Source organism: Aquincola tertiaricarbonis (assembly GCF_023573145.1).
GTDB classification, from domain to species: Bacteria; Pseudomonadota; Gammaproteobacteria; order Burkholderiales; family Burkholderiaceae_C; genus Aquincola; species Aquincola tertiaricarbonis_B.
In genome coordinates this window covers 2,064,396-2,083,393 of the sequence record NZ_CP097635.1, presented here as the reverse complement: position 1 = coordinate 2,083,393, position 18,998 = coordinate 2,064,396, and the positions used below count along the sequence as shown (strand labels likewise).

The following is an 18,998-nucleotide window of genomic DNA, read 5'->3' as shown; positions in this document are numbered from 1 at the left end:
TCAGCGCCGCAGGTAGAGGTAGCCGAAGGCCTTGCGGTGCGCCAGCCGCATCAGCTGGTCGATCGCCAGGCCGATGAGGCCGATCAGCAGGATGCCGCCGAAGATCTTGTCGGTCTGCAAAAAGCGCAGCGCCTTCAGGATGGCGAAGCCCAGGCCCGAGCTGGCGGCCACCAGCTCGGCCACCACCAGGTAGGTCCAGGCCCAGCCCATGGTCACGCGCAGCGTGTCCAGCAGGGCCGGCTTGGCCGAAGGCACCAGCACCTGCTGGATGATCTCGCCGCGGGTGGCGCCCAGGGTCTGCGCCGCCTCGATCTGCGCGGCCGGCACGCGGCGCACGTCTTCGGCCACCATCAGCACCATCTGGAAGAAGGTGCCGATGAAGATGATGGCCACCTTGGCACCTTCGTCGATGCCCACCCACACCATCACCAGCGGGATGAAGGCCACCGCCGGCATGTAGCGGATGAAGTCGGTCAGCGGCTCCAGCAGCGCCTGCACCGTGCGAAAGCTGCCGATCAGCAGGCCCAGCGGCAGCGCGATCAAGGCCGACAGCGCCCAGCCCGACACCACCCGCAAGGTGCTGATGGCCACGTCTTCCAGCAGGCCGTCGGCCCACCAGTCGGCCATGCGTTGCAGCACCGCGCCCGGGCCGGGCATGAACACGGGCTGCACCCAGCCGCTGGCGGCCAGCGCCATCCAGCCCAGCAGCGGCAGCAGCAGGCCCAGCGCCACCAGCACCAGCGCACGCGGGCGCGGGATGGGCGTGCGCACGCCCCACCAGGGCCGCGGCTCGGGCAGCAGCGTGGGCACCGGGGGCGCCATCACCGGCATCGCGGGCGGCAGGCCGCCCTGCGCCGGCGCTGCGGCGCCACGCATCGTCTGCGTCGTCATCGCAGGCTCCCGCTTACTTCAGCGCTTCGGCCAGCAGGCTGGCGTCGATGCCCTTGGCGGCGTCGGGCTTGCCGTCGATCAGCTTGTGCTGCAGCAGAAAGCTGGCGATGGTGGGCGCCACCGTGGCCAGCGACTCGGGGCCGCTGCCGGCCAGCGCCGCCTGGTTGGCGGCCGCGTCGAAGAAGCGGGTGCCGGGCATGAACACCTGGTATTCCTCGGGCTTCAGGCTCACCACCTTGCTCATGATGCGGGCGGCCTCGGCCGGCTGCTCGCGGATGAACTTCTCCGTGTCCATCCAGGCCTTGATCATGCCCACCAGGTCTTTGCGCTTGGTGGCGATGGCCTTCTCTTGTGCCACCAGCAGGTCGGGCACCAGGCCCGGCATGTCCTTGGAGGTGAACAGCGCACGGCCCTTGCCGCTCCTGGTGATCTGGTCGATCCAGGGGTTCCACACCACCGCGGCGTCCACGCGGCCGGCCATGAAGGCGGCGGCCGCGTCACCGGCCGACAAGTTGGTGATCTTGACGTCGGACGGCTTCATGCCGTTCTTGGCCAGCGCGGTGGCCAGCACGAAGTGCGAGATGCTGTACTGCTCCAGCGCCACCGACTTGCCCTTCAGCTCGGCGAAGGACTTGATCTTGGGGCTCACCAGCAGCGCATCGTTGCCGGCCGAGTTGTCATTGACCAGGATGGCCTTGAGCGGCAGGCCCTTGGCCAGCGGGCCCAGCGTGTCGGACCAGGTCTGCGAGTTGGCATCGAGCTGGCCCGAAGACAGCGCGCTGATGGAATCGGTGTAGTTGGCGAACCAGACCAGCTTGACGTCGGCACCGTGCTTCTTGAAGAAGCCCTTCTGCTCGGCCACGTACCAGGCCACCCAGCCCGGCCAGTCGGACACACCCACCTTGACTTCGGCGGCGGCCGGCAGGGCGTGGCCCAGGCCGGTGGCAACAACGGCGATGGCCAGCGCGGCGCGCAGGCCACGGGCGGCGGAACGGAAGAAGGGTCGCATGGAGGGCTCCAGGGCAAGGGCTGCTTGAAAACGTCGGGAAGCCACCTCGCAACGAAGTGAACCTCCCGGGCTTTTGTCCCGCCGTGGAGCCTGAGCACCGTCATGCCATGCATGGGTGCTTGAGGCCGATGGCTCTTGGACCAGACACCGGGCTTGCACTGCCCGGCCGGAACCCTAGCCACCATTTCAGTAGCGATCGCCAGATCGCTTCCCTTGCGTGGAGTCACGCAAGGGCTGTGCCCGCCGCGCACAGGCTTCGAAAGCGCTGTCGAAGCGCCGGCATGGGCGCTGATGGTGCGCGCCCTGCCTGAAAACGGTGCTACCAGCCCAGCGCCGCCCCGTCGCTGCGCGGATCGCTGCCGCCTTCGAAAGTGCCCTGCGCACTGCGCAGGATGGCGCCGGCATGGCCCATGGTCTCGTCGAAGTCGTCGTAGACCTCCACCTCGTGGCCGGCGTCCAGCAGCGCCTGCACCGTCTCGGGCGGAAAGCGGCTCTCCAGCTTCAGCGATTCGCTCTCCTGGCCCCAGGTGCGGCCCAGCAGCCAGCGCGGCGCGCTGATGGCGGCCTGCGGATTGAGGCCGAAGTGCACGATGCGGCTGAACACCGCGCTTTGCGATTGCGGCTGGCCGTCGCCGCCCATGTTGCCGTACACCAGCGTGCGGCCGTCGTTCAGCTGCGCCAGCGCCGGGTTGAGCGTGTGGAAGGGCTTGCGGCCCGGCATCAGCGGGTTCAGCGCCGCCGGGTCCAGCGAGAAGCTGCAGCCGCGGTTCTGCCAGTTGACGCCCGACTCGGGCAGCACGATGCCGCTGCCGAACTCGTGGTAGATGCTCTGGATGAAGCTCACCGCCACGCCGTCGCGGTCGATCACGCCCATCCACACCGTGTCGCCCGGGCCCTGGCCGCCGGGCCAGGGCTGCGCCTGCAGCGGCCGGATGCGCGCGGCCATGGCGTCGAGCGCCTCGGGCGCCAGCAGCGCCTGCGGGTCCTGCTTCATCCACGCGGGGTCGGTGATCAGGCTGTCGCGGATGGCAAAGGCCTGCTTGGTGGCTTCCACGCAGGCATGCACGTAGGCCGCGTTGTCGGGCGTCATGCTGGCGGCGTCGAACAGGCGGTCGAGCTGGCCCAGGATCAGCAGCGACACCAGGCCCTGCGTGGGCGGCGGCATGTTGTACAAGGTGCCGGCCGAGTGCGCCATGGCCAGCGGGGGCTTCCACACCGCTGCGTGCGCCTTCAGGTCCACCAGGGCCACCGGGCTGCCTGCAGCTTCCAGGTCGGCGGCCATGGAGCGGGCCAGGTCACCGCGGTAGAAGTCGTCCAAGCCGGCGCGGGACAGGTGCTCCAGCGTCGCGGCCATGCGCGGCTGCTTCCACAGGCTGCCGACGGCCGGCGCCTGGCCATCGACCAGGTAGCTGTGCGCAAAGCCGCTGACCGGCATCAGCTCCTTGCGCTTGTTGGCGATGCAATGCGACTGGCTGCGGGTGACGGCGATGCCTTCACGCGCATGGGCGATGGCATCTTCCAGCAGCCGGGTCAGCGGCAGGCGGCCGCCCAGCGCCTGGCGCGACCAGGCCAGCGCCGCGTCCCAGCCGGAGATGGTGCCGGCCACCGTGTTGGCGGCCAGGCCGCCGCGAAAAGGAATGCGCTCGATGCCATGGCCGCGGAACGACTCGATGCTGGCCGCCTGGGCCGCCGCGCCGCAGGCTTCCAGCCCGCGCGGCGCTTCGCCCGGCTTGGCGATCAGCCAGAAGCCATCGCCGCCGATGCTGTTCATGTGCGGATACACCACGGCGATGGTGGCGGCCGCGGCCACCATCGCCTCGACGGCGTTGCCGCCATCACGCAGCACACCGATGGCGCTTTGCGCGGCCAGGCCGTGCGGCGCGACGGCCATGCCGCGCATGCCGCGGGCGGGGTTGGGGATGTGGGTCACTGCAAGGTCTCCAGGGTGCTTTGGCGCATTCTGGCGCCTCTGCACGGGCAGGCTTCAGGCGGCCAGCAGACCCGCCTCGCGCAGGTGCCGGTACACCGTGGTGCGCGAGATGCCCAGGCAACGCGCGGTGCGGCTGACCGAGCCGCAGCGGCGGAATTCGGCCAGCACCGCTTCGGTGGCGCCGCGCTGCAGCTGCGAAGGACCGTGCTCGCTGGCCTGGGGCCGCGGCGGCAGCACCGCATGCACGTCGGCCGCGTCGATGAGGCCGGTGGGGTGCGTCAACAGCACCCGGGCCAGGCAGGCCCGCAGCTCGCGGAAGTTGCCGGGCCAGCCGTGCTGGGCCAGGCGCCGCAGCGCGGCCGGCTGCAGGCGCGCGTCGGGCTGCAGCGTGTGCAGCAGCCGCGTGGCCACCTGGTCGAAGTCGCTGCGCAGGCGCAGCGGCGGCAGCTTCACGCTCACGGTGTTCAGCCGGTACAGCAGGTCGGCGCGAAAGCGGCCCTGCGCCACCGCGGCCTCCAGGTCCACGTGGGTGGCCGCCAGCACCTGCACGTCCACCGCCTGCAGCTGGCGGCCGCCCACCGGCCGCAGCAGCCCGTCGTCCAGAAAGCGCAACAGCGCGGCCTGCAGCGGCAGCGGCAGCTCGCCCACTTCATCGAGCAACAGCGTGCCGCCCTGGGCGCTGGCCAGCAGCCCGGCCTGGCCCTGGCGCCGCGCGCCGGTGAAGGCGCCGCCCACGTAGCCGAACAACTCGGCCTCGAACAGCTCGGCCGGCACCGCGCCGCAGTTCACCGGCACGAAGGCACCGCTGCGGCCGCTGGCCTGGTGGGCATGGCGGGCCAGCAGCTCCTTGCCGGTGCCGGTTTCGCCTTGTATGAGGATGGGCAGCTGCCGCCGCACCGCGGCCGCCACCAGGGCCTGGGCCTGCAGCACCGCGGGGTCTTCGCCCACCTCGGGCGAAAGCGGCGCTGACGGCGTCGGCTGCGCCCGGGCGTGAACCACGGCAGGCCCAGCCGAGCCCACCAGCGGCAGCGCCGCCGCCGGCTCGCCCGGCTGCACGCAGGCCACGGCCAGCACGCTGTTCATCGCATCGCGCAGCCGGGTTGCGCCTTCGGCCCGCAGCCGGCCCAGGAAACGGTCGAAGGGCTCGTTGAACAGCTGCTCGAAGGCCGCGCCGCGCTGCACCGCCAGGCCGCTGAGCAGGCCCACCGCGCGGCCATTGAAGGCACTGAGACGGCCCTCGCCATCAAAGGCCAGCAGCCCCGCGCTGAGCGTGCCCACGAACTCGGGCCGCGGGTGCAGCGCCAGCACCCAGTGCTGGCGGCGCTGCTCGGCCAGCAGCACGTTCTCGATGTGGGCGGCGGCCATCTGCACCAGGGCCTGGGTATGGCGCTGGCGCGAGTCGAAGCAGCAGGAGGCGTCCAGCGCGCCGATCACCGTGCCGTCGGCATCGCGGATGGGCGCGGCGGTGCAGGCGATGTGGCTGAACTGGCCGAAGAAGTGCTCGGGCCCGTTGACCGCCACCGGCCGGCCGCAGGCCAGGGCGGTGCCCAGGCCGTTGGTGCCGGCGGCGCGCTCGGTCCACAGGCTGCCGGCCGGGATGCCTTCGCCTGCGGTGCTGGTGACGAAGCGCTGGTCGGCATACCGGTCCAGCACCACGCCCTCGGCGTCGGCGAAGGCCAGCAGGAAGCTGCTGCCGGCGATCTGCTGCATCAGGGTTTCCAGCTCCACCAGCGCCAGCTGTCGCACACGGCCGGCCCGTTCGCGGCGGCGGCGCAGGTCGGCGTCCTCCACCACGATGAGCGGCAACGGCCGTTCAAAGTCCAGCCCCTGCTGCAGGCACCGGGCCCAGCTGTCTAGGATCTCGGCCGGTGGATCGTCCGCCGCCACGGGCAGCCTGCGCGCCAGCACCGCGCGGCATTGCGCACGCTGCCACTCCTGCCATGCGCCGCTTGCTTCGAGCATTGCCTGTCTCCTGCCGCGGTCTTCGCCGCTCAAGGTCAGCCCTGTTGGGCGCCGACCTTAACAGGGTGGCCGAACACCCGGCAACTGCACAGTTTCTGTTCAGTGGCATGCGCCGCTGTTGCACAGCTGCACAGCCCGCCGGGGCGCGCACGGCCAGGGTTTGCCCGCAGGCTGCAGAGGGTGGCGCAGTGAGGTCCGGCCCACCGCAGCCGGCCGGCATGTGCATTGCGATGACAGAAGGCCCGGCGCCCACGGCGGGGCCCGGCCCACAACGAGGAGACAACCCATGCCACGCACATTCCGCCCGACCCTGGTTCCCACCCTGGCCGCGCTGGCGCTGGCCCTGGCCGGCTCGCTGCCGGCCCAGGCCCAGAACATCGACAAGCTCAAGCAGATGAAGGTCTCGGGGACCGACCTCAACATACCGCCGGTGCCGCAGACCGGGCCGCAGGCCGACGCCATCCGCAAGAACCTGGAGAAGGTGAAGCTGCCGCCGGGCTTCCGCATCAGCCTGTATGCGGTGGTGCCCGATGCGCGCCACATGGCGGTGGCTCCGTCCACCAACATGCTGTTCGTGGGCACCCGCAAAACGGCCGTGTATGCGGTGACCGACCGCCTGTCCACCGGCACCGCCAGCGAGGTGAAGGCCTTTGCGCCTTCGCTCAACTTCAAGGTGCCCAACGGCGTGTGCTGGACGCGTGACGGCAGCCTGCTGGTGGCCGAGCACAACCGGGTGCTGATGTTCCCGGCGGCCGAGTTCTTCTACGAAGGCCCCGACGTGGCCGTGGCCGAGGTGGTGCCGCAGGGCCAGCTGATCCCGGTGGAGGAAGAGTCTTTCAACCACGGCGCGCGCACCTGCCGCGTGGGCCCGGACAACATGCTCTACATCACGCTGGGCCAGCCCTTCAACGTGCAGCCGCGCGAGAAGCTCAAGCTGTATGAGCAGGTGGGCATCGGCGGCATCGTGCGCATGGGGCTGGACGGCAGCAAGCGCGAGGTGTTCGCACGTGGCATCCGCAACTCGGTGGGCATGGACTTCAATGCCAAGGACAAGAGCCTCTGGTTCACCGACAACCAGACCGATGGCATGGGTGACGACATTCCCAAGGGCGAGATCAACCGCGCGACGCAGGCCGGCCAGTTCTTCGGCTACCCGTACATCGTGGCGCAGACGCGCATCCCCGAGAACGGCTACGACAAGGACCCGATCCCGGCGGGCGCGGTGAACCCGCAGGTGATGACCGACGCGCACGCCGCCGACCTGGGCATCGTGTACTACGGCGCCAGGCAGTTCCCGGCCAAATACCAGGGCGGCTTCTTCTCGGCCCAGCACGGCTCGTGGAACCGCACCAAGCCGGTGGGCGCACGGGTGTTGTTCACGTCGCTCAAGCAGGACGGCACGGCCGACAAGACCGAGGTGTTTGCCGACGGCTGGCTGGACAACGACACCGGCGTGTACCGCGGCCGGCCGGTGGACGTGGCGGTGATGAAGGATGGCTCGCTGCTGGTCTCGGACGACTTCGCGGGCGCCATCTACCGCATCACCTACAGCGCGCCGTGATGCGGGTGACCCTGATCGCCGTGCTGGCGACGCTGGCCGCCGGCAGCCCCGCCCTGGCGGCCGATGCGGCGGCCGGCAAGGTCAAGGCGCAGCAGTGCGCGGTGTGCCACGGCCCCAACGGCCTGGCCACCGCGCCCGATGCCCCAAACCTGGCCGGCCAGCCCGCGCTGTACACCGCAGCCCAGCTCAAGGCCTACCGCAGCGGCGAGCGCAAGCACGAGGTGATGGCCGTGATGGCCAAGCCGCTGAGCGATGCCGACATCGACAACCTGGCGGCCTGGTTCGCCAGCATCAAGGTGACGGCGCAGATGCCCTAGGCCGGTGGTGACAGGCCCACGGTGACCGGCAGGTGACACGGCCGGCCCACCGTGCGGCCTACAGTCGCCCCATGTCCCCATCGATCGACCTGCCCGGGCCGCGACCCGCCATCGTGGCCCGGCTGGGCACCGCCCAGACGCTGGCCTGGGCCTCCACCTACTACCTGCCGGCCATCCTGGCCGCGCCGATGGCGCGCGACCTGGGCACCACGGTGCCCACGGTGCTGGCGGCCTTCAGCCTGGCCCTGGTGGTGTCGGCCCTGGTGGGGCCGCGCGCCGGCCACACCATCGACAGGCGGGGCGGGCGGCCGGTGCTGATGATCACCAGCCTGGTGTTCGCAGCGGGACTGGCCGGACTGGGCCTGTGCCAGGGCCTGCCGGGCTTGTTCGTGGCCTGGGTGGTGCTGGGGCTGGGCATGGGCAGCGGGCTGTATGAAGCCGCCTTCGCCACGCTGGTGCGGCTGTACGGCCGGCAGGCGCGCAGCGGCATCACCGGCATCACGCTCATCGCCGGCTTCGCCAGCACCGTGGGCTGGCCGCTGTCGGCGTGGCTGGAAAGCCGCTACGGCTGGCGTGCCACCTGCGGAGCCTGGGCAGCGCTGCACCTGCTGCTGGGGCTGCCGCTCAATGCCTGGTTGCCGCGCGTGGGGGCGGGTCCTGCACCTGCGCAAGCGCCGGCAGCGCCTGCAGCCGAGCCTTCTGCCGCCGCTTCTCCCACGCCGGCCCCGCGCGATGAATGGCGCGCGATGCTGGTGCTGTCATGGGTGTTCGCGGCCACCTTGTTCACCGCAACTGCGCTGGCCACCCACCTGCCACGGCTGATGCAGGCGGCCGGCGCCTCGGTGGCCACGGCATTGCTGGTGGGCGCCTTGATCGGGCCGGCCCAGGTGGCGGCGCGGCTGCTGGAGTTCGGCTTCCTGCGCCGCTTGCATCCGTTGTGGGTGGCCCGGCTGGCCACGGCGCTGCACCCGCTGGGCGCCGGGCTGCTGTTGCTGGTGGGCGCTGCCTGGGCGCCGGTGCTGGGGCTGCTGCACGGCGCGGGCAACGGCCTGCTCACCATCACCAAGGGCACGCTGCCGCTGGCGCTCTTCGGCAGCGCCGGCTACGGTGCCCGCCAGGGCTGGCTGATGGCCCCAGCGCGGGTGACGCAGGCGCTGGCGCCGGTGGCGTTTGGCCTGGTGCTGGACCGGCTGCAGGGCCATGCGCTGTGGGTGACGGCTGGCCTGGGCGTGAGCGCGCTGGCCGCCTTGATGTGGCTGCCCACCAAAACGGCGCCCCGCTGAATTTCTGGCGCCGCCGCGCACTCACAGCGTGCGCAAAAAGGCCTCCAGGTCCTGCAGCTCACGCGCGTTGAGCTGCAACGGCTGGATCAGCGGCGAAGGCGGGATGGCCATCAAGCCCTGGGCGTTCTTCGGCGGCCGCGGCATGCCGGCGTTGTAGGTTTCCAGCAGGCCGCGCAAGGTAGGCGCGCTGCCGTTGTGGAAGTAGGGCGCGGTACGTGCCACGCCGCGCAGGGAGGGCGTGCGCAGTGCGCCGGCATCTTCCGCGCGCCCGGTGACGGCCTGCCGCCCCAGGTCCTGCAGTCGGCGGCCCAGCGCGCTGGTGCCGATCTGGTGGAACTCATGCTGGGTGAGCTGCGGGCCGCTGTGGCAGTTCATGCAGCGGGCCTTGGTGCGGAACAGGTGCAGGCCGTTCAGCTCGCGGTCGGTCAGCGCCTGCGGGTTGCAGCCTTCGATGAAGTCGTCGAAGCGGCTGCGCGGCGCCTCGATGCGCCGCTGGAAGGCGGCCAGTGCTTCGCCCAGGCGCTGCAGCGTCACCGCGTCGTCGCCGAACACCTGCGCAAAGCGCTGGGGGTAGTCGGTCTCGCGGCTCAGTCGCTGCTGCAGTTGGCCCAGGTCCATCGCCATTTCCAGCGGGTTGACGATGGGCAGCAGCGCCTGGCTTTCCAGGTCGCTCGCACGGCCGTCCCACATCAGCAGCGGCACGAAGGCCACGCCCAGCAGGTGCGGCGTGTGGCGCGGGCCGGCCTGCGCCTCATGCCCCAGCGCCAGGCGGCGGCCATCGGCAAAGCCCAGGTGGGGCGCATGGCAGCTGGCGCAGCTGATGTCCTGCCCGCGCGACAGCCGCGGGTCGGCGAACAGCTGCGCCCCCAGGGCCACCAGCGGCGCCGGGGGTGCGGGCAGCGCCGGGCGCGGGGCCAGCTCCTGCCACTTCACGCCCGCATCCACCTGCGGCGCCGGCCAGCCGGCCGTCGGGCCGCGGTAGAGGCGTGCCACGCAGGCCTGGCGCGCTTCGGCCTCGGGGTCCGCGGCGGCGCGGCGTGGCGCGTCGGCATTGACCGCAGCCGGCGGCTGGGGCGGCGGCGCCGCTGTGGCCAGCAGCGCGCGGCAATCGGCCGCCGAGGCAGCAGAGCCGCCGCCCTGCGCAGGCGCGGCAGTGCCGGCACCGGCAGCCACCCAAAGGGCCAGGCCCAGCGGCAGACAAAAGCGTCGGGCCGCCGGCCGACATCGCGAGAACATCCGCATGGCCACCTCAGAAGTCGTAGCTGAGGTCCAGCGCGACGGCACGCCCGCGCTCATAGGTGGCGTAGGTGTCGTTCACCGCGATCTTGTTGCGGCGGTTGGTGATGTTCTCCAGCGTCAGCTTCACGCTCAGTCGCTGGTCGCGCGGCAGGCGCGGCTCCCACTGGATCACCGTGTCCAGCGCCAGCGAGCGCGGCAGCGGCGTGCGCCTGTAGACGTCGACGGTGGCGCCTTCGTACTCGGTGGTGCCGTCCTGCAGCACCTGCTCGTAGCGGTCGCGGATGCGCAGGATGTTGGTCACCGTGAGGTTCTGGGCCGGCAGGCTGCTCATCGCACCCACGCGCAGCGTCCAGGGCCGGTTGTAGTTGTCAGCCGGCAGTTCCGAGTAGCGCATGAAGCGGCCGTTGTACTGCACCACCACGTCGTTGAGCTGGTCGCTGCCGAAGTTGTCGGCATAGGTGGCGTAGTTGGTGGTGACGTCGCTCTTGTTGAAGGCCACCCACATTCGCGTGGCCACCGGCCCGGTCTTGAAGGCGGTGGCGTTGGACCAGCTCAGCGTCCAGTCGGTGCTGCGGCTCTTGCCGTCATTGGTGTAGATGTAGCAGCGGTTGTTGTTGCAATCGCCCTGATTGCTGACCACACGCTTGACCACCTGATCGCGACCGTTGCGGTGGGTCAAGCGCAGGCTCACCGGACCGTTGAGCCACGGCGTGTCTAAGGTCAGGCCGGCGGTCAGTTCGTCGTCGTAGGGCGTCTTCATGTCCTCCAGCCGGTTCTCGGGCAATGACTGAGCGGCGCTGCCCCACACCAGGGTGTTGCGACGGGTCTGAATGGTTTTGAGGGTGTTGATCTTCTCCTGCAAGGCATACGCGAACAGGCTGCGACCCCGGTAGCGATTGGCACCCAGGTCCAGAGACACAGCCTCGAGGGGGTGCCAGCCCAGCCGCAGCCGGGGCGATAGTCCGGTGTCGCCAGTGACCGAATCACGGTCTGCCCGCAGGCCGGCGCGCAGGCTCCACTGGCGCCAGCTGATCTCGTCTTCCACGAAGGCGGCTTCGTTGTGCGCGCTCAGGTCGAAGCGACCGGGGCGCCAGGTCTGCAGCGTGGTGAAGTACTGGCCCACCGCGCGGTTGAGGGTGGGCGTGCTGGAACAGGCTTCAGTGTCCACCGACCCGTCGGCCAGCTGGCAGTTGGCCAACGCCGTGGGCAGGTTGGTCACCCCGGTGTACTGCCGCGTCAGGCTGAGTCGCTCGTACTCGGCCCGCTGGCGGCGCAGCTCCAGGCCGGCTGCCACGCGGTGGCGCGTCTCGCCCAGGGCCATCGGCTTGAAGGCCGACTTCAGCTGGTAGCCCAGCGCCTGCAGGTTCTGGTCGATGTCGCCGAAGGCGCCTTCTCCGCTGGTGGCCGCGGTTTGGGTGGGGTCGCCCCAGTTCTTGTCGGTCGACCAGCGCCAGTTGCGGTGGTAGTCGGCATCGCTGCGGCGCGACTGCGCGGTGCGGCTGAGCGACAGCTGATGGGTCAGCGTAGCCGCCTCGTAGCGCGACTCCAGCCGGCCCGAGAGGTTGAGGCCGCCGCTCTTGATGGTGTAGTCGCTGTCACGAAAGTCCTTGAGGAAGTAGCTGCTGTCGGACGGCGCGTAGACCATCGTCAGCTCACCGCGGTGCGCGCTGCCCTGGGGCGCGTAGTCGGTCTTCAGCACCAGCGTGTCCTGTTGCCGCTGCTGCGTCACCTCGCGGCTTTCGGTGGTGTTGGCGTTGGTGGTGGCGAAGCGCTTGAGTGGAATCTCCGACTGCCGGCGCACCGCGCTGATCAGCAGGCCCCATTCGGACGTCGGGCGCGTCTCCACCGTCGTGCGGTAGGTCCATTTGGTGAAGCGCGGCTGCAGATCGGCGGTGGCCGAATTCTCGAATTCGGACCGGCGCGCGGGGTCGATGAAGACATGGGTCCAGTCGGACGAGGTGTAGCCCACCCCGACGCTGCCGCCGAGCTTCTTGCGTGCGGCGCACACCTTGGCTTCCACCAGTCCGCCGGTGAAGCGGCCGTGCTCGGCCGACACATTGGAATCCTGCACCTCCACCTGGCACAGGATGCTGCTGTCGATGGCCAGCGACTGCGAGCTGCCCGGAATGAGGTCGACCGACTCCGTCGGCACGTTGCGGCCCGGATCCAGGTCGTTCATCACCGACACGCCGTCGATCGTGATCTGGTTCTGGTACGGCTTGGCGCCGTGGATGCTGATCTCGGCCGGCGCGATCTCGCCCGCGGTGTTGGACGACAGCGCCGTCTCGCTGTACTGGATGTTGGGGTTGAGCTTGAGCTGGCTGGTCAGGTCGCCGTTGATCGTCGGCAGGTTGCGCAGCATCGGCCGGTCCAGCTGCTCCACCGTGGGCAGACGCGCGGTGGTACGCACCACGGGCAGCGCGGAGACGGGCGCCGCCGCCTGCGCGTCGGCTTCGGCGGCGGGTGATGGCGCGGGCGGCCGGCGCTCCAGCAGGTAGCCGCCGCTGGCGCCCGGACGGGCCTGCAGCGGGGTGCCGGCCAGCAGCGCATCGAAGCCGGCCTGCACGCCGTAGGCCCCTTGCAGCCCGCGCGAAGACAGGCCACGCAGCGAGGCGGCATCGAACACCAGCACCACGCCCGCTTCGGCCGCGAAGCGGTTCAGCACCTCGGCCAGCGGCGCGGGGCCGATGTCGTAGTGCCGCTGCTGCGTCGTGGCGGTGGCGCCGCGCTGCGAGGGGGTCTGTGCCTGGGCCGGCAGGCCCAGCAAGAGGCCGGCGCCCAGCAGCGCCGCGGTGAGGGTGGAAAGCCGGGGCCGCAGCGAAGGGCCACGCAGGAAGCAGGAGGAGTTCATGAAGGTTCACGGTGCCTTGACGATGCAAGGCCGAACGAGATACCTCGCAGGGACAACGCCGCGAAGAATTTTTTTAGGGGCGGTAGGCGCTCAGCGCCCGGCCAGGTGCCAGCCGGCACCGCGGCGCTGCAGCCGCCAGCCGTGCTGCTGAGCCAGCGTGGCCAGCGAGCGCTGCGGTTCGGCCGCGAGGAACACGCCCGACACCGGCACGCCGGCCAGCGCCGCATCGCAGCCGATGGCCTGGCCCGACTGCCGCTGCAAGGCCTGCAAAAACACCCCCAGCGGCTGTTCCAGCGCCACCACCTGGCCGCGGGTCCAGGCATCGTCGGCCGCGCTGGCCGCCTGCAGCGGCCCGGCGCCGCTGGCGTCGAAGCGCAGGCGCTGGCCCGCCTCCACCCGCCACACGGCGCTGCGCTGCGCGGGCTGCACTTCAACCGCCGCTTCCTGCACGGCCAGCAGGCTGCCCTGCGCCTGCTGCTCCAGCGTGAAGCGGGTGCCCAGCGGTCGCACCTCGCCATCGCGGCCCACCACGCGCAGCGGCCGGCCCTGCGGGTCGTGGCCGCTGCGCAGCTGCAGCGCACCGCGGTCCAGCACCAGCTTGCGCTCGCGCGGCCCATAGGCCACGCCCACACGGCTGTCGGGCGCCAGCAGCAGCAGGCCGCCATCGGGCAGCGTGACTTCGCGCCGCTGGCCGGCAGCGCTTTGTTCCCATTGCACCGGCACCTCCCACGGCGGCAGCAGCCGCCAGCACAGCAGGCCCAGCCCCAGCAGGCCGGCACCGGCCAGCAGGCGGCGACGGCCGCCGCGGGGCGCACGGGCCAGCGTCTGCGTGGCCTGGGCGGGTGCCTGGGCCAGCAGGGCCTTGAGGCGCTCCACCCGCTGCCAGGCGGCGCGGTGCTCGGCGGCCTGGTCGTGCCAGGCCTGCCAGGCCCGGCGATCGGCCGCGCTGGCTGCGCCCTCGCTCAAACGCAGGTACCAGTCGGCGGCGGCGCTGAGGTGATCGGGCCCGGGCGTGGCGCTGCTCACAGCAGCGTGAGGCACTGCAGCAGCGCCTTGTGCATGTATTTCTTGACGCTGCTCACCGTGACGCCCAGGTGTTCGGCGATGCGGGCGTACTCCCAACCCTCCAGGTGCGAAAGCAGGAAGGCCTCGCGCACCTTGGGCCCCAGGCCGTGCAGCAGCCGGTCCAGCGTCAGCAGGGTTTCCAGCAGCATCGCGCGCTCTTCGGGCGAAGGCTGCAGGTCTTGCGGCAGTGCGGCCAGCTCCTGCAGGTAGGCGCGCTCCAGATCCTGGCGGCGCAGATGGTCCACCAGCAGGCCACGCGCGATGGTGGCCAGGTAGGCCCGCGGCTGCGCCAGCGCCGGCAACGCGCCGCCCGCCTGCAGCAGGCGCACGAAGGTGTCTTGCGCCAGGTCGGGCGCGCGGTCAGCGCCAGCGCCCAGGCGACGGCCGAGCCAGTGAACAAGCCAGGGCTGATGCGCCCGGTACAGCCCCTCGTGCGAGAACACGCCGCAACATCCGAAAGTTATTGAGAATCATTATTATCTGCGGCGTGCCAGGCGGCTGGCAAGTGCGGCTTTGGCCTGTGGCTTCAGCCCCCGCCGCGCCGGTGATGGCGGTTGCTGTGGATGGCCTGCACCGAAGGCGCCTGCGCCAGCACGCGCAGCTGCGGCGGCGTCACCTCCACCACGAAGCTGCCGTTGAGGTCGTTGCGGCGCGCGGCCTCGGCCAGGCCCAGGCTGGAGAGGCAGGCTTCCAGGTCGTTCATGTCGCAGGCGGGGTACTCGCTCAGCGGCGCAGCAGCCACCGCGCGCTGCGTGGCCGGCGGCGGCAGCAGGCCGCCCGGGCCGACGTTGGTGTGCTGCGCCATCGAGGCGGGCGATGGCGTCACCGGCAGCCGGCGCGCTTCTATGATGACCGAGGTGCGCTGGGCGGCATCGGCCTGGGCCGCGAACTCGACCAGGCTGGCATCGCGCAAGGCGTGGGGGATATGGCTCATGGCAAGGTCCTGCTGCTGGGGCGAGCGTACTGGCAGCTCATGCGGGCTTCAAGCGACGTGGATCAAGCCGCCGGCAGATAACCCAGCTGCACCGCGTTGCCGTAGGCCGCCAGGGCGGAGAGCTTGCCGTGGCCGTAGCGGTGGTCCTGGCCGTTCTCGCCGCAGTCGGTGACGCTGCCGGTGAGCAGCTGCAACAGCGCATCCGAGCGGTCCCAGCCGGTGAGCGAGAGCAGCGCCGACTGCTGCTTGGCCGCCGCGGTGCGGCTGAGCAGCAGGGCCAGCGCACCGGCCGCGTGCGGCGCCGCCATCGAGGTGCCGTTGAGGTGCTCCCACTTGTTCTTGCCGATGCAGGAATACACATGCACGCCAGGGGCGGCCACATCGGGCTTGGCGTACACCAGCGGCAGGTGGCGCGGGTCGATGGCGTCGGAGGTTTCCACCACATGGGTGCGGCCACCGCTGAAGGCGGCGACGCGGCCCTGCACGTCCATTGCCCCCACGGCCAGCGCAAAGAAGTCGTTGCCCGGCGAGCCGCTGGTCTGCGCCCCATCGTTGCCGATGGCCACCACCACCGGCACGCCGGCCGCCCGGGCGGCGATCATGGCGGCGGTGTAGGTGTCCAGCACGCCGGGGTCGAAGGTGAGCCCGCCGAGCGACATGTTGATGACCTCGGCGCCCTGGGCCACCGCCCATTCCATGCCCTTGAGGATCTGCTCGTCGGTGCCTCCGGTCTTGCCCAGCACCTTGGCCACCAGCAGCTGCGCCTGCGGTGCCATGCCGATCCAGCGCCCGCTGCTGCGGCCACCGGCGATGGTGCCGCACACGTGGGTGCCATGGCCGTCGGCGTCCCAGGCCTGGTCGGCGCCCTGCTTCAGCACGCTGCCCTTGGCATCGAATTCGGCGAAGCCGACGACCTTGCCCTGCAGGTCGGGGTGGGTGGCGTCCACGCCGGTGTCCAGCACCGCCACCTTGGCGCCCTGCCCGCGGGCGTCGAAGGCGCCCCAGCACGACAGTGCGCCCACGTCTTCCAGGCCCCAGGCATGGGTCACCCAGCGTTCCACCTCGGGCGGCAAGGTCTTGGCGCGCAGGCGGGGCGGCACGGGCACGCGCCGGTTGGGAAAAATGGCCAGCACGCCGGGCAGTTCTTCGGGCAGGCGGGCCAGGTCATCACGGTCGATCTCCATGGCGGCGGCACCAGCCAGCGCCAGCGGCCGCGGCTGGCCGCCGGCCTCCGACCGACGGGCCAGGCGCGAGGCGCGGATGAAGGCTGCCGCCTGCATGGGCGCGATGGCCGCTGCCCCGCTGCGGCGCAAGGCCTGCACCTTCATCTTCTGCTGCCGCTGCGCCGCGGCCTGGGCCTGCCGCGCCTGGCTGGGCCGCCAGGGTGCGGGCAGCAGATCGCTGGCCACGGTGATGGCCCGCCGCTGCATGGCCACTTCGGCCGCCCGCCGCAAGGTCTCGGCCAGCCCATCGGGCTGGCCCTGCACGATGATGCTCAAGGTGCGCTGGCGGCTTTCATCCAGGATGCGCTCGACCTGGCGTTGGATCTTGTGGCGGGTCATTGAGGCTGAGTGTGCACCGCCTGGGAGGTGGGGGTTGTAGGTGGGGGTAACGGGTGCTTGTGACTGGTGGCTGGGTTGTTGTGCAAACACCCTGGGTGGGTGGGTGCTGGTTTGCTCCGGGCCGTGCGGGCGGGCCCGGGGGCTTAGCTTCCGCGGTCCGCGCTGCGCGCGGACTGCCCTGCGCTACTCGGGCGGGCGGCCCGCGGCCGAACTCGCTACGTTCGCTTCGCTCACTGCGCTCGAACAACGACCGCGAGTCAGTGCACGAAGCGCGCTGCGCGCGCGGCCACCCACCCTGCGTTGCTCGGCGCTCCAGATGCTCCCCCGGACCCACCCGCACAGCCCTGCGCAAAGGTCCACCGCTGGCACTGTGCGTTGCGGGCTCGCGCTGCGCGCATCGCACGCCATGCGGTGCATGCCGCAGTGGCTGAAGCGCGGGGTGGTTTCCTGGCCGAGCCTGCAAAGGGCTGGCACCCGCCAGTCCGAGCCGTGCGGTGGGTGGGGGGCGGTGGGGCGATTTCTGGGGCGGCGAGGAGCGCAGTGGCGAGGTCGGCGCGCGCCAGCGCGCTTCGTGAACTGACTCGCGGTGGTTGTCCGAGCGCAGTGAGCGTCAGCGAACGTAGCGAGTTCCGCCGCGCGACCTCGACGCGAGCAGCGCAGTGGAGTCGGCGAAGCCGACCGCCCCAGCATGAGCCCCGCCGAACCCCGCCCACCGCACGGCGGCCGAACAAGAACAGAACCTATGGCCCACCGCACAGCCACCGAACACAAACAAACAGCTAAAGCACCTTGAAGAAGTGCGTCCCATCCCGCCCCAACTGCTCGACCAGCCCGAACTCCCAGTCCAGGTAAGCCTGCATCGCCTCCGCAGGCGCATCCGTGCCCTCATAGGGCCGCCGATAGCGGTCGATGCGCGGCGACGCCAAGCGCTGCTCACCAGATTCGGTCGGCAGCCCGGCCTCAGCCCAGGCGGTATTGCCGCCATCCAGCACCCACACCTCGGCATCGGTCAGCGCCTGCAGATCGGCCGCGGCGAACTTGGCCAGCAGGCTGCTGCCACAGGTGAGCACATAGCGCCGCGCCGGCCCGATCTTGTCCAGCGCCTGCGCCAGCGTGGCGCGCGGTGTCCACCACGCGCCGGGGATGTGGCGCTTCACATGGTTGGCGCTCGTGGTCAGGTCGATCACCACCGTATCGCCTTCTGCGGTGGCCAACCAGTCGGCCAGCGTGGCCGGCGCCACCGTGCGCGGGGTGGGCACCCGCGGCAGCGGCGGTGCGTCGGGGCCGGTCACACGCGCTTCCAGCGGCAAGGCCTCACCGTCCAGCAGCGCCACCTCCCAGCCCATCTGCGCCAGCCACGATGCCGTCATCGCCGCACGCACGCCACGGCCCGCCTCGGCCAGGTCGCCGCCGTCGTCCACCAGCACGAAGCGCGCGCCGCGCACCGGCGCGTGGTGGTCGGTTTCCTGCACCAGCTGGCCGCCCGGCGCACTGCGGAAGCCCGGCCGGTGGCCGGCCGCGTATTCCTCCGGCGTGCGCACGTCCAGCGCATAGGTGGTGCGGCCCGGCTCGGCGCGCCACGCGGCCAGCGTGGCTTCATCGATGCGCTGTACGCCCGCGCGACGGGCCACGTCCTGCGCGGCGCGCAGCGCGGCGGCTTGTTGCTCAGGGCTCAGGTCGGCGGGGGCACGGCGGGCCTGGCCATGGTCCAGCTGCAGGCCGGCCAGCTTCCAGCCGATGGTGCCGTTGCGCAGCGCCGCCACCGGGTTGGGCAGGCCGGCATTCACCAACGATTGCGTGCCGATGATGCTGCGGGTACGGCCCGCGCAGTTGACGATCACCCGCGTGGCCGGGTCGGGCGCCAGGGCCCGCGCGCGCAGCACCAGCTCGGCGCCCGGCACGCTGGTGGCGGTGGGGATGCTCATCGTCTGGTATTCGTCGAAGCGGCGGGCGTCCAGCACCACCACGTCGGCCTTGGCGTCCAGCAGGGCCTTGACTTCCTCGGCAGCCAGCGACGGCGTGTGGCGCTCGGCCTCCACCAGTTCGCCGAAGCTCTTGCTGGGCACGTTGACGTCGCGGAACAGCTCGCCGCCGGCTTCACGCCAGCCGGCCAGGCCGCCCGCCAGCAGGCGCACGTCGGTGTAGCCCAGCGCCTGCAGGCCGGCCGCGGCGCGCTCGGCCAGGCTCTCACCATCGTCATACACCACGATGGGCGTGTCGCGCCGCGGGATGCGGCCGTAGGCCTGCAGCTCCAGCTTGGACAGCGGCAGGTTGGCCGCCCACAGCGGGTGCGCCTGGGCATAAGGGTCTTCTTCGCGCACGTCGAGCAGCGCAATCTCGCGGCGTTCCAGCAGCTGGGCGCGCACGTCGGCGGGGGTGGCTTGAAGCGTCATT

At 71.2% G+C, this 18,998-nt stretch carries 14 protein-coding genes and 1 riboswitch; of the genes, 3 read left to right on the top strand and 11 right to left on the bottom strand.

Translation table 11 applies throughout. The features are described from left to right. From MW290_RS09615 to MW290_RS09600, 4 genes are all read right to left on the bottom strand, one after another. Complete coding sequence (locus tag MW290_RS09615; protein WP_250194448.1) at nt 1-891, bottom strand: ABC transporter permease; 891 nt, start codon at nt 889-891, stop codon at nt 1-3. 13 nt (nt 892-904) lie between these two features. Continuing rightward, nucleotides 905-1,900 carry an ABC transporter substrate-binding protein gene (locus MW290_RS09610; RefSeq protein ID WP_250194447.1) on the bottom strand — a complete coding sequence of 332 codons (996 nt, stop codon included), beginning with the start codon at nt 1,898-1,900 and terminating at the stop codon, nt 905-907. 60 nt (nt 1,901-1,960) lie between these two features. After that, a riboswitch (guanidine-I (ykkC/yxkD leader) is annotated at nt 1,961-2,089 on the bottom strand. A 130-nt stretch (nt 2,090-2,219) separates the two neighbouring features. Further along, nucleotides 2,220-3,791 carry a gamma-glutamyltransferase family protein gene (locus MW290_RS09605; RefSeq protein WP_310740114.1) on the bottom strand — a complete coding sequence of 524 codons (1,572 nt, stop codon included), beginning with the start codon at nt 3,789-3,791 and terminating at the stop codon, nt 2,220-2,222. A 93-nt stretch (nt 3,792-3,884) separates the two neighbouring features. Beyond that, nucleotides 3,885-5,792, bottom strand: coding sequence for a sigma-54-dependent Fis family transcriptional regulator (locus tag MW290_RS09600; RefSeq protein WP_250194446.1), 1,908 nt, complete (start codon nt 5,790-5,792; stop codon nt 3,885-3,887). Nucleotides 5,793-6,078: 286 nt separating this feature from the next. Between MW290_RS09600 and MW290_RS09595 the strand changes: the two genes are divergently transcribed. The 3 genes from MW290_RS09595 to MW290_RS09585 all read left to right on the top strand — a co-directional run bounded on the left by MW290_RS09595 (nt 6,079) and on the right by MW290_RS09585 (nt 8,953). Continuing rightward, nucleotides 6,079-7,353 carry a PQQ-dependent sugar dehydrogenase gene (locus tag MW290_RS09595; protein WP_250194445.1) on the top strand — a complete coding sequence of 425 codons (1,275 nt, stop codon included), beginning with the start codon at nt 6,079-6,081 and terminating at the stop codon, nt 7,351-7,353. Continuing rightward, nucleotides 7,353-7,670, top strand: coding sequence for a c-type cytochrome (locus MW290_RS09590; protein WP_250194444.1), 318 nt, complete (start codon nt 7,353-7,355; stop codon nt 7,668-7,670). Before MW290_RS09595 ends, MW290_RS09590 begins: the two co-directional genes overlap by 1 nt. 89 nt (nt 7,671-7,759) lie before the next feature. Further along, entirely contained in the window at nt 7,760-8,953 is a 1,194-nt protein-coding gene (locus MW290_RS09585; RefSeq protein ID WP_375142837.1) for an MFS transporter, read from the top strand. A 21-nt stretch (nt 8,954-8,974) separates the two neighbouring features. Here the strand turns inward: MW290_RS09585 and MW290_RS09580 are convergent, their stop codons facing one another. From MW290_RS09580 to MW290_RS09550, 7 genes are all read right to left on the bottom strand, one after another. Next, on the bottom strand, nt 8,975-10,126 hold the full coding sequence (locus MW290_RS09580; protein ID WP_250194442.1) for a cytochrome-c peroxidase: 1,152 nt from the start codon (nt 10,124-10,126) through the stop codon (nt 8,975-8,977). Nucleotides 10,127-10,202: 76 nt separating this feature from the next. After that, nucleotides 10,203-13,043, bottom strand: a complete 2,841-nt coding sequence (locus tag MW290_RS09575) for a TonB-dependent receptor (protein WP_250194441.1) — start codon at nt 13,041-13,043, stop codon at nt 10,203-10,205. A gap of 90 nt (nt 13,044-13,133) precedes the next feature. Further along, the gene (locus MW290_RS09570; protein WP_250194440.1) at nt 13,134-14,084 is read right to left on the bottom strand and encodes a DUF4880 domain-containing protein; all 951 of its coding nucleotides are present in this window, start codon (nt 14,082-14,084) and stop codon (nt 13,134-13,136) included. Then, nucleotides 14,066-14,551: a sigma-70 family RNA polymerase sigma factor gene (locus MW290_RS09565; RefSeq protein ID WP_250194439.1), complete on the bottom strand. Its 486-nt coding sequence runs from the start codon at nt 14,549-14,551 to the stop codon at nt 14,066-14,068. The genes MW290_RS09570 and MW290_RS09565 overlap by 19 nt, the downstream gene beginning before the upstream one ends. An 83-nt stretch (nt 14,552-14,634) precedes the next feature. Further along, entirely contained in the window at nt 14,635-15,042 is a 408-nt protein-coding gene (locus MW290_RS09560; RefSeq protein WP_250194438.1) for a hypothetical protein, read from the bottom strand. 62 nt (nt 15,043-15,104) lie between these two features. Further along, nucleotides 15,105-16,604, bottom strand: a complete 1,500-nt coding sequence (locus MW290_RS09555; RefSeq protein ID WP_250194437.1) for a S8 family serine peptidase — start codon at nt 16,602-16,604, stop codon at nt 15,105-15,107. 779 nt (nt 16,605-17,383) lie between these two features. Next, nucleotides 17,384-18,997, bottom strand: a complete 1,614-nt coding sequence (locus MW290_RS09550; RefSeq protein ID WP_250194436.1) for a rhodanese-related sulfurtransferase — start codon at nt 18,995-18,997, stop codon at nt 17,384-17,386. Nucleotide 18,998: the final 1 nt, after the last annotated feature.

What these genes read in the sequence shown, in the direction of transcription:
- MW290_RS09610 (WP_250194447.1), bottom strand. Translation starts at nt 1,900, where the DNA reads ATGCGACCCTTCTTCCGTTCCGCCGCCCGTGGCCTGCGCGCCGCGCTG.
- MW290_RS09555 (WP_250194437.1), bottom strand. Translation starts at nt 16,604, where the DNA reads ATGACCCGCCACAAGATCCAACGCCAGGTCGAGCGCATCCTGGATGAA.
- MW290_RS09595 (WP_250194445.1), top strand. Translation starts at nt 6,079, where the DNA reads ATGCCACGCACATTCCGCCCGACCCTGGTTCCCACCCTGGCCGCGCTG.
- MW290_RS09550 (WP_250194436.1), bottom strand. Translation starts at nt 18,997, where the DNA reads ATGACGCTTCAAGCCACCCCCGCCGACGTGCGCGCCCAGCTGCTGGAA.
- MW290_RS09615 (WP_250194448.1), bottom strand. Translation starts at nt 891, where the DNA reads ATGACGACGCAGACGATGCGTGGCGCCGCAGCGCCGGCGCAGGGCGGC.
- MW290_RS09575 (WP_250194441.1), bottom strand. Translation starts at nt 13,043, where the DNA reads ATGAACTCCTCCTGCTTCCTGCGTGGCCCTTCGCTGCGGCCCCGGCTT.
- MW290_RS09590 (WP_250194444.1), top strand. Translation starts at nt 7,353, where the DNA reads ATGCGGGTGACCCTGATCGCCGTGCTGGCGACGCTGGCCGCCGGCAGC.
- MW290_RS09605 (WP_310740114.1), bottom strand. Translation starts at nt 3,791, where the DNA reads ATGGCCGTCGCGCCGCACGGCCTGGCCGCGCAAAGCGCCATCGGTGTG.
- MW290_RS09560 (WP_250194438.1), bottom strand. Translation starts at nt 15,042, where the DNA reads ATGAGCCATATCCCCCACGCCTTGCGCGATGCCAGCCTGGTCGAGTTC.
- MW290_RS09600 (WP_250194446.1), bottom strand. Translation starts at nt 5,792, where the DNA reads ATGCTCGAAGCAAGCGGCGCATGGCAGGAGTGGCAGCGTGCGCAATGC.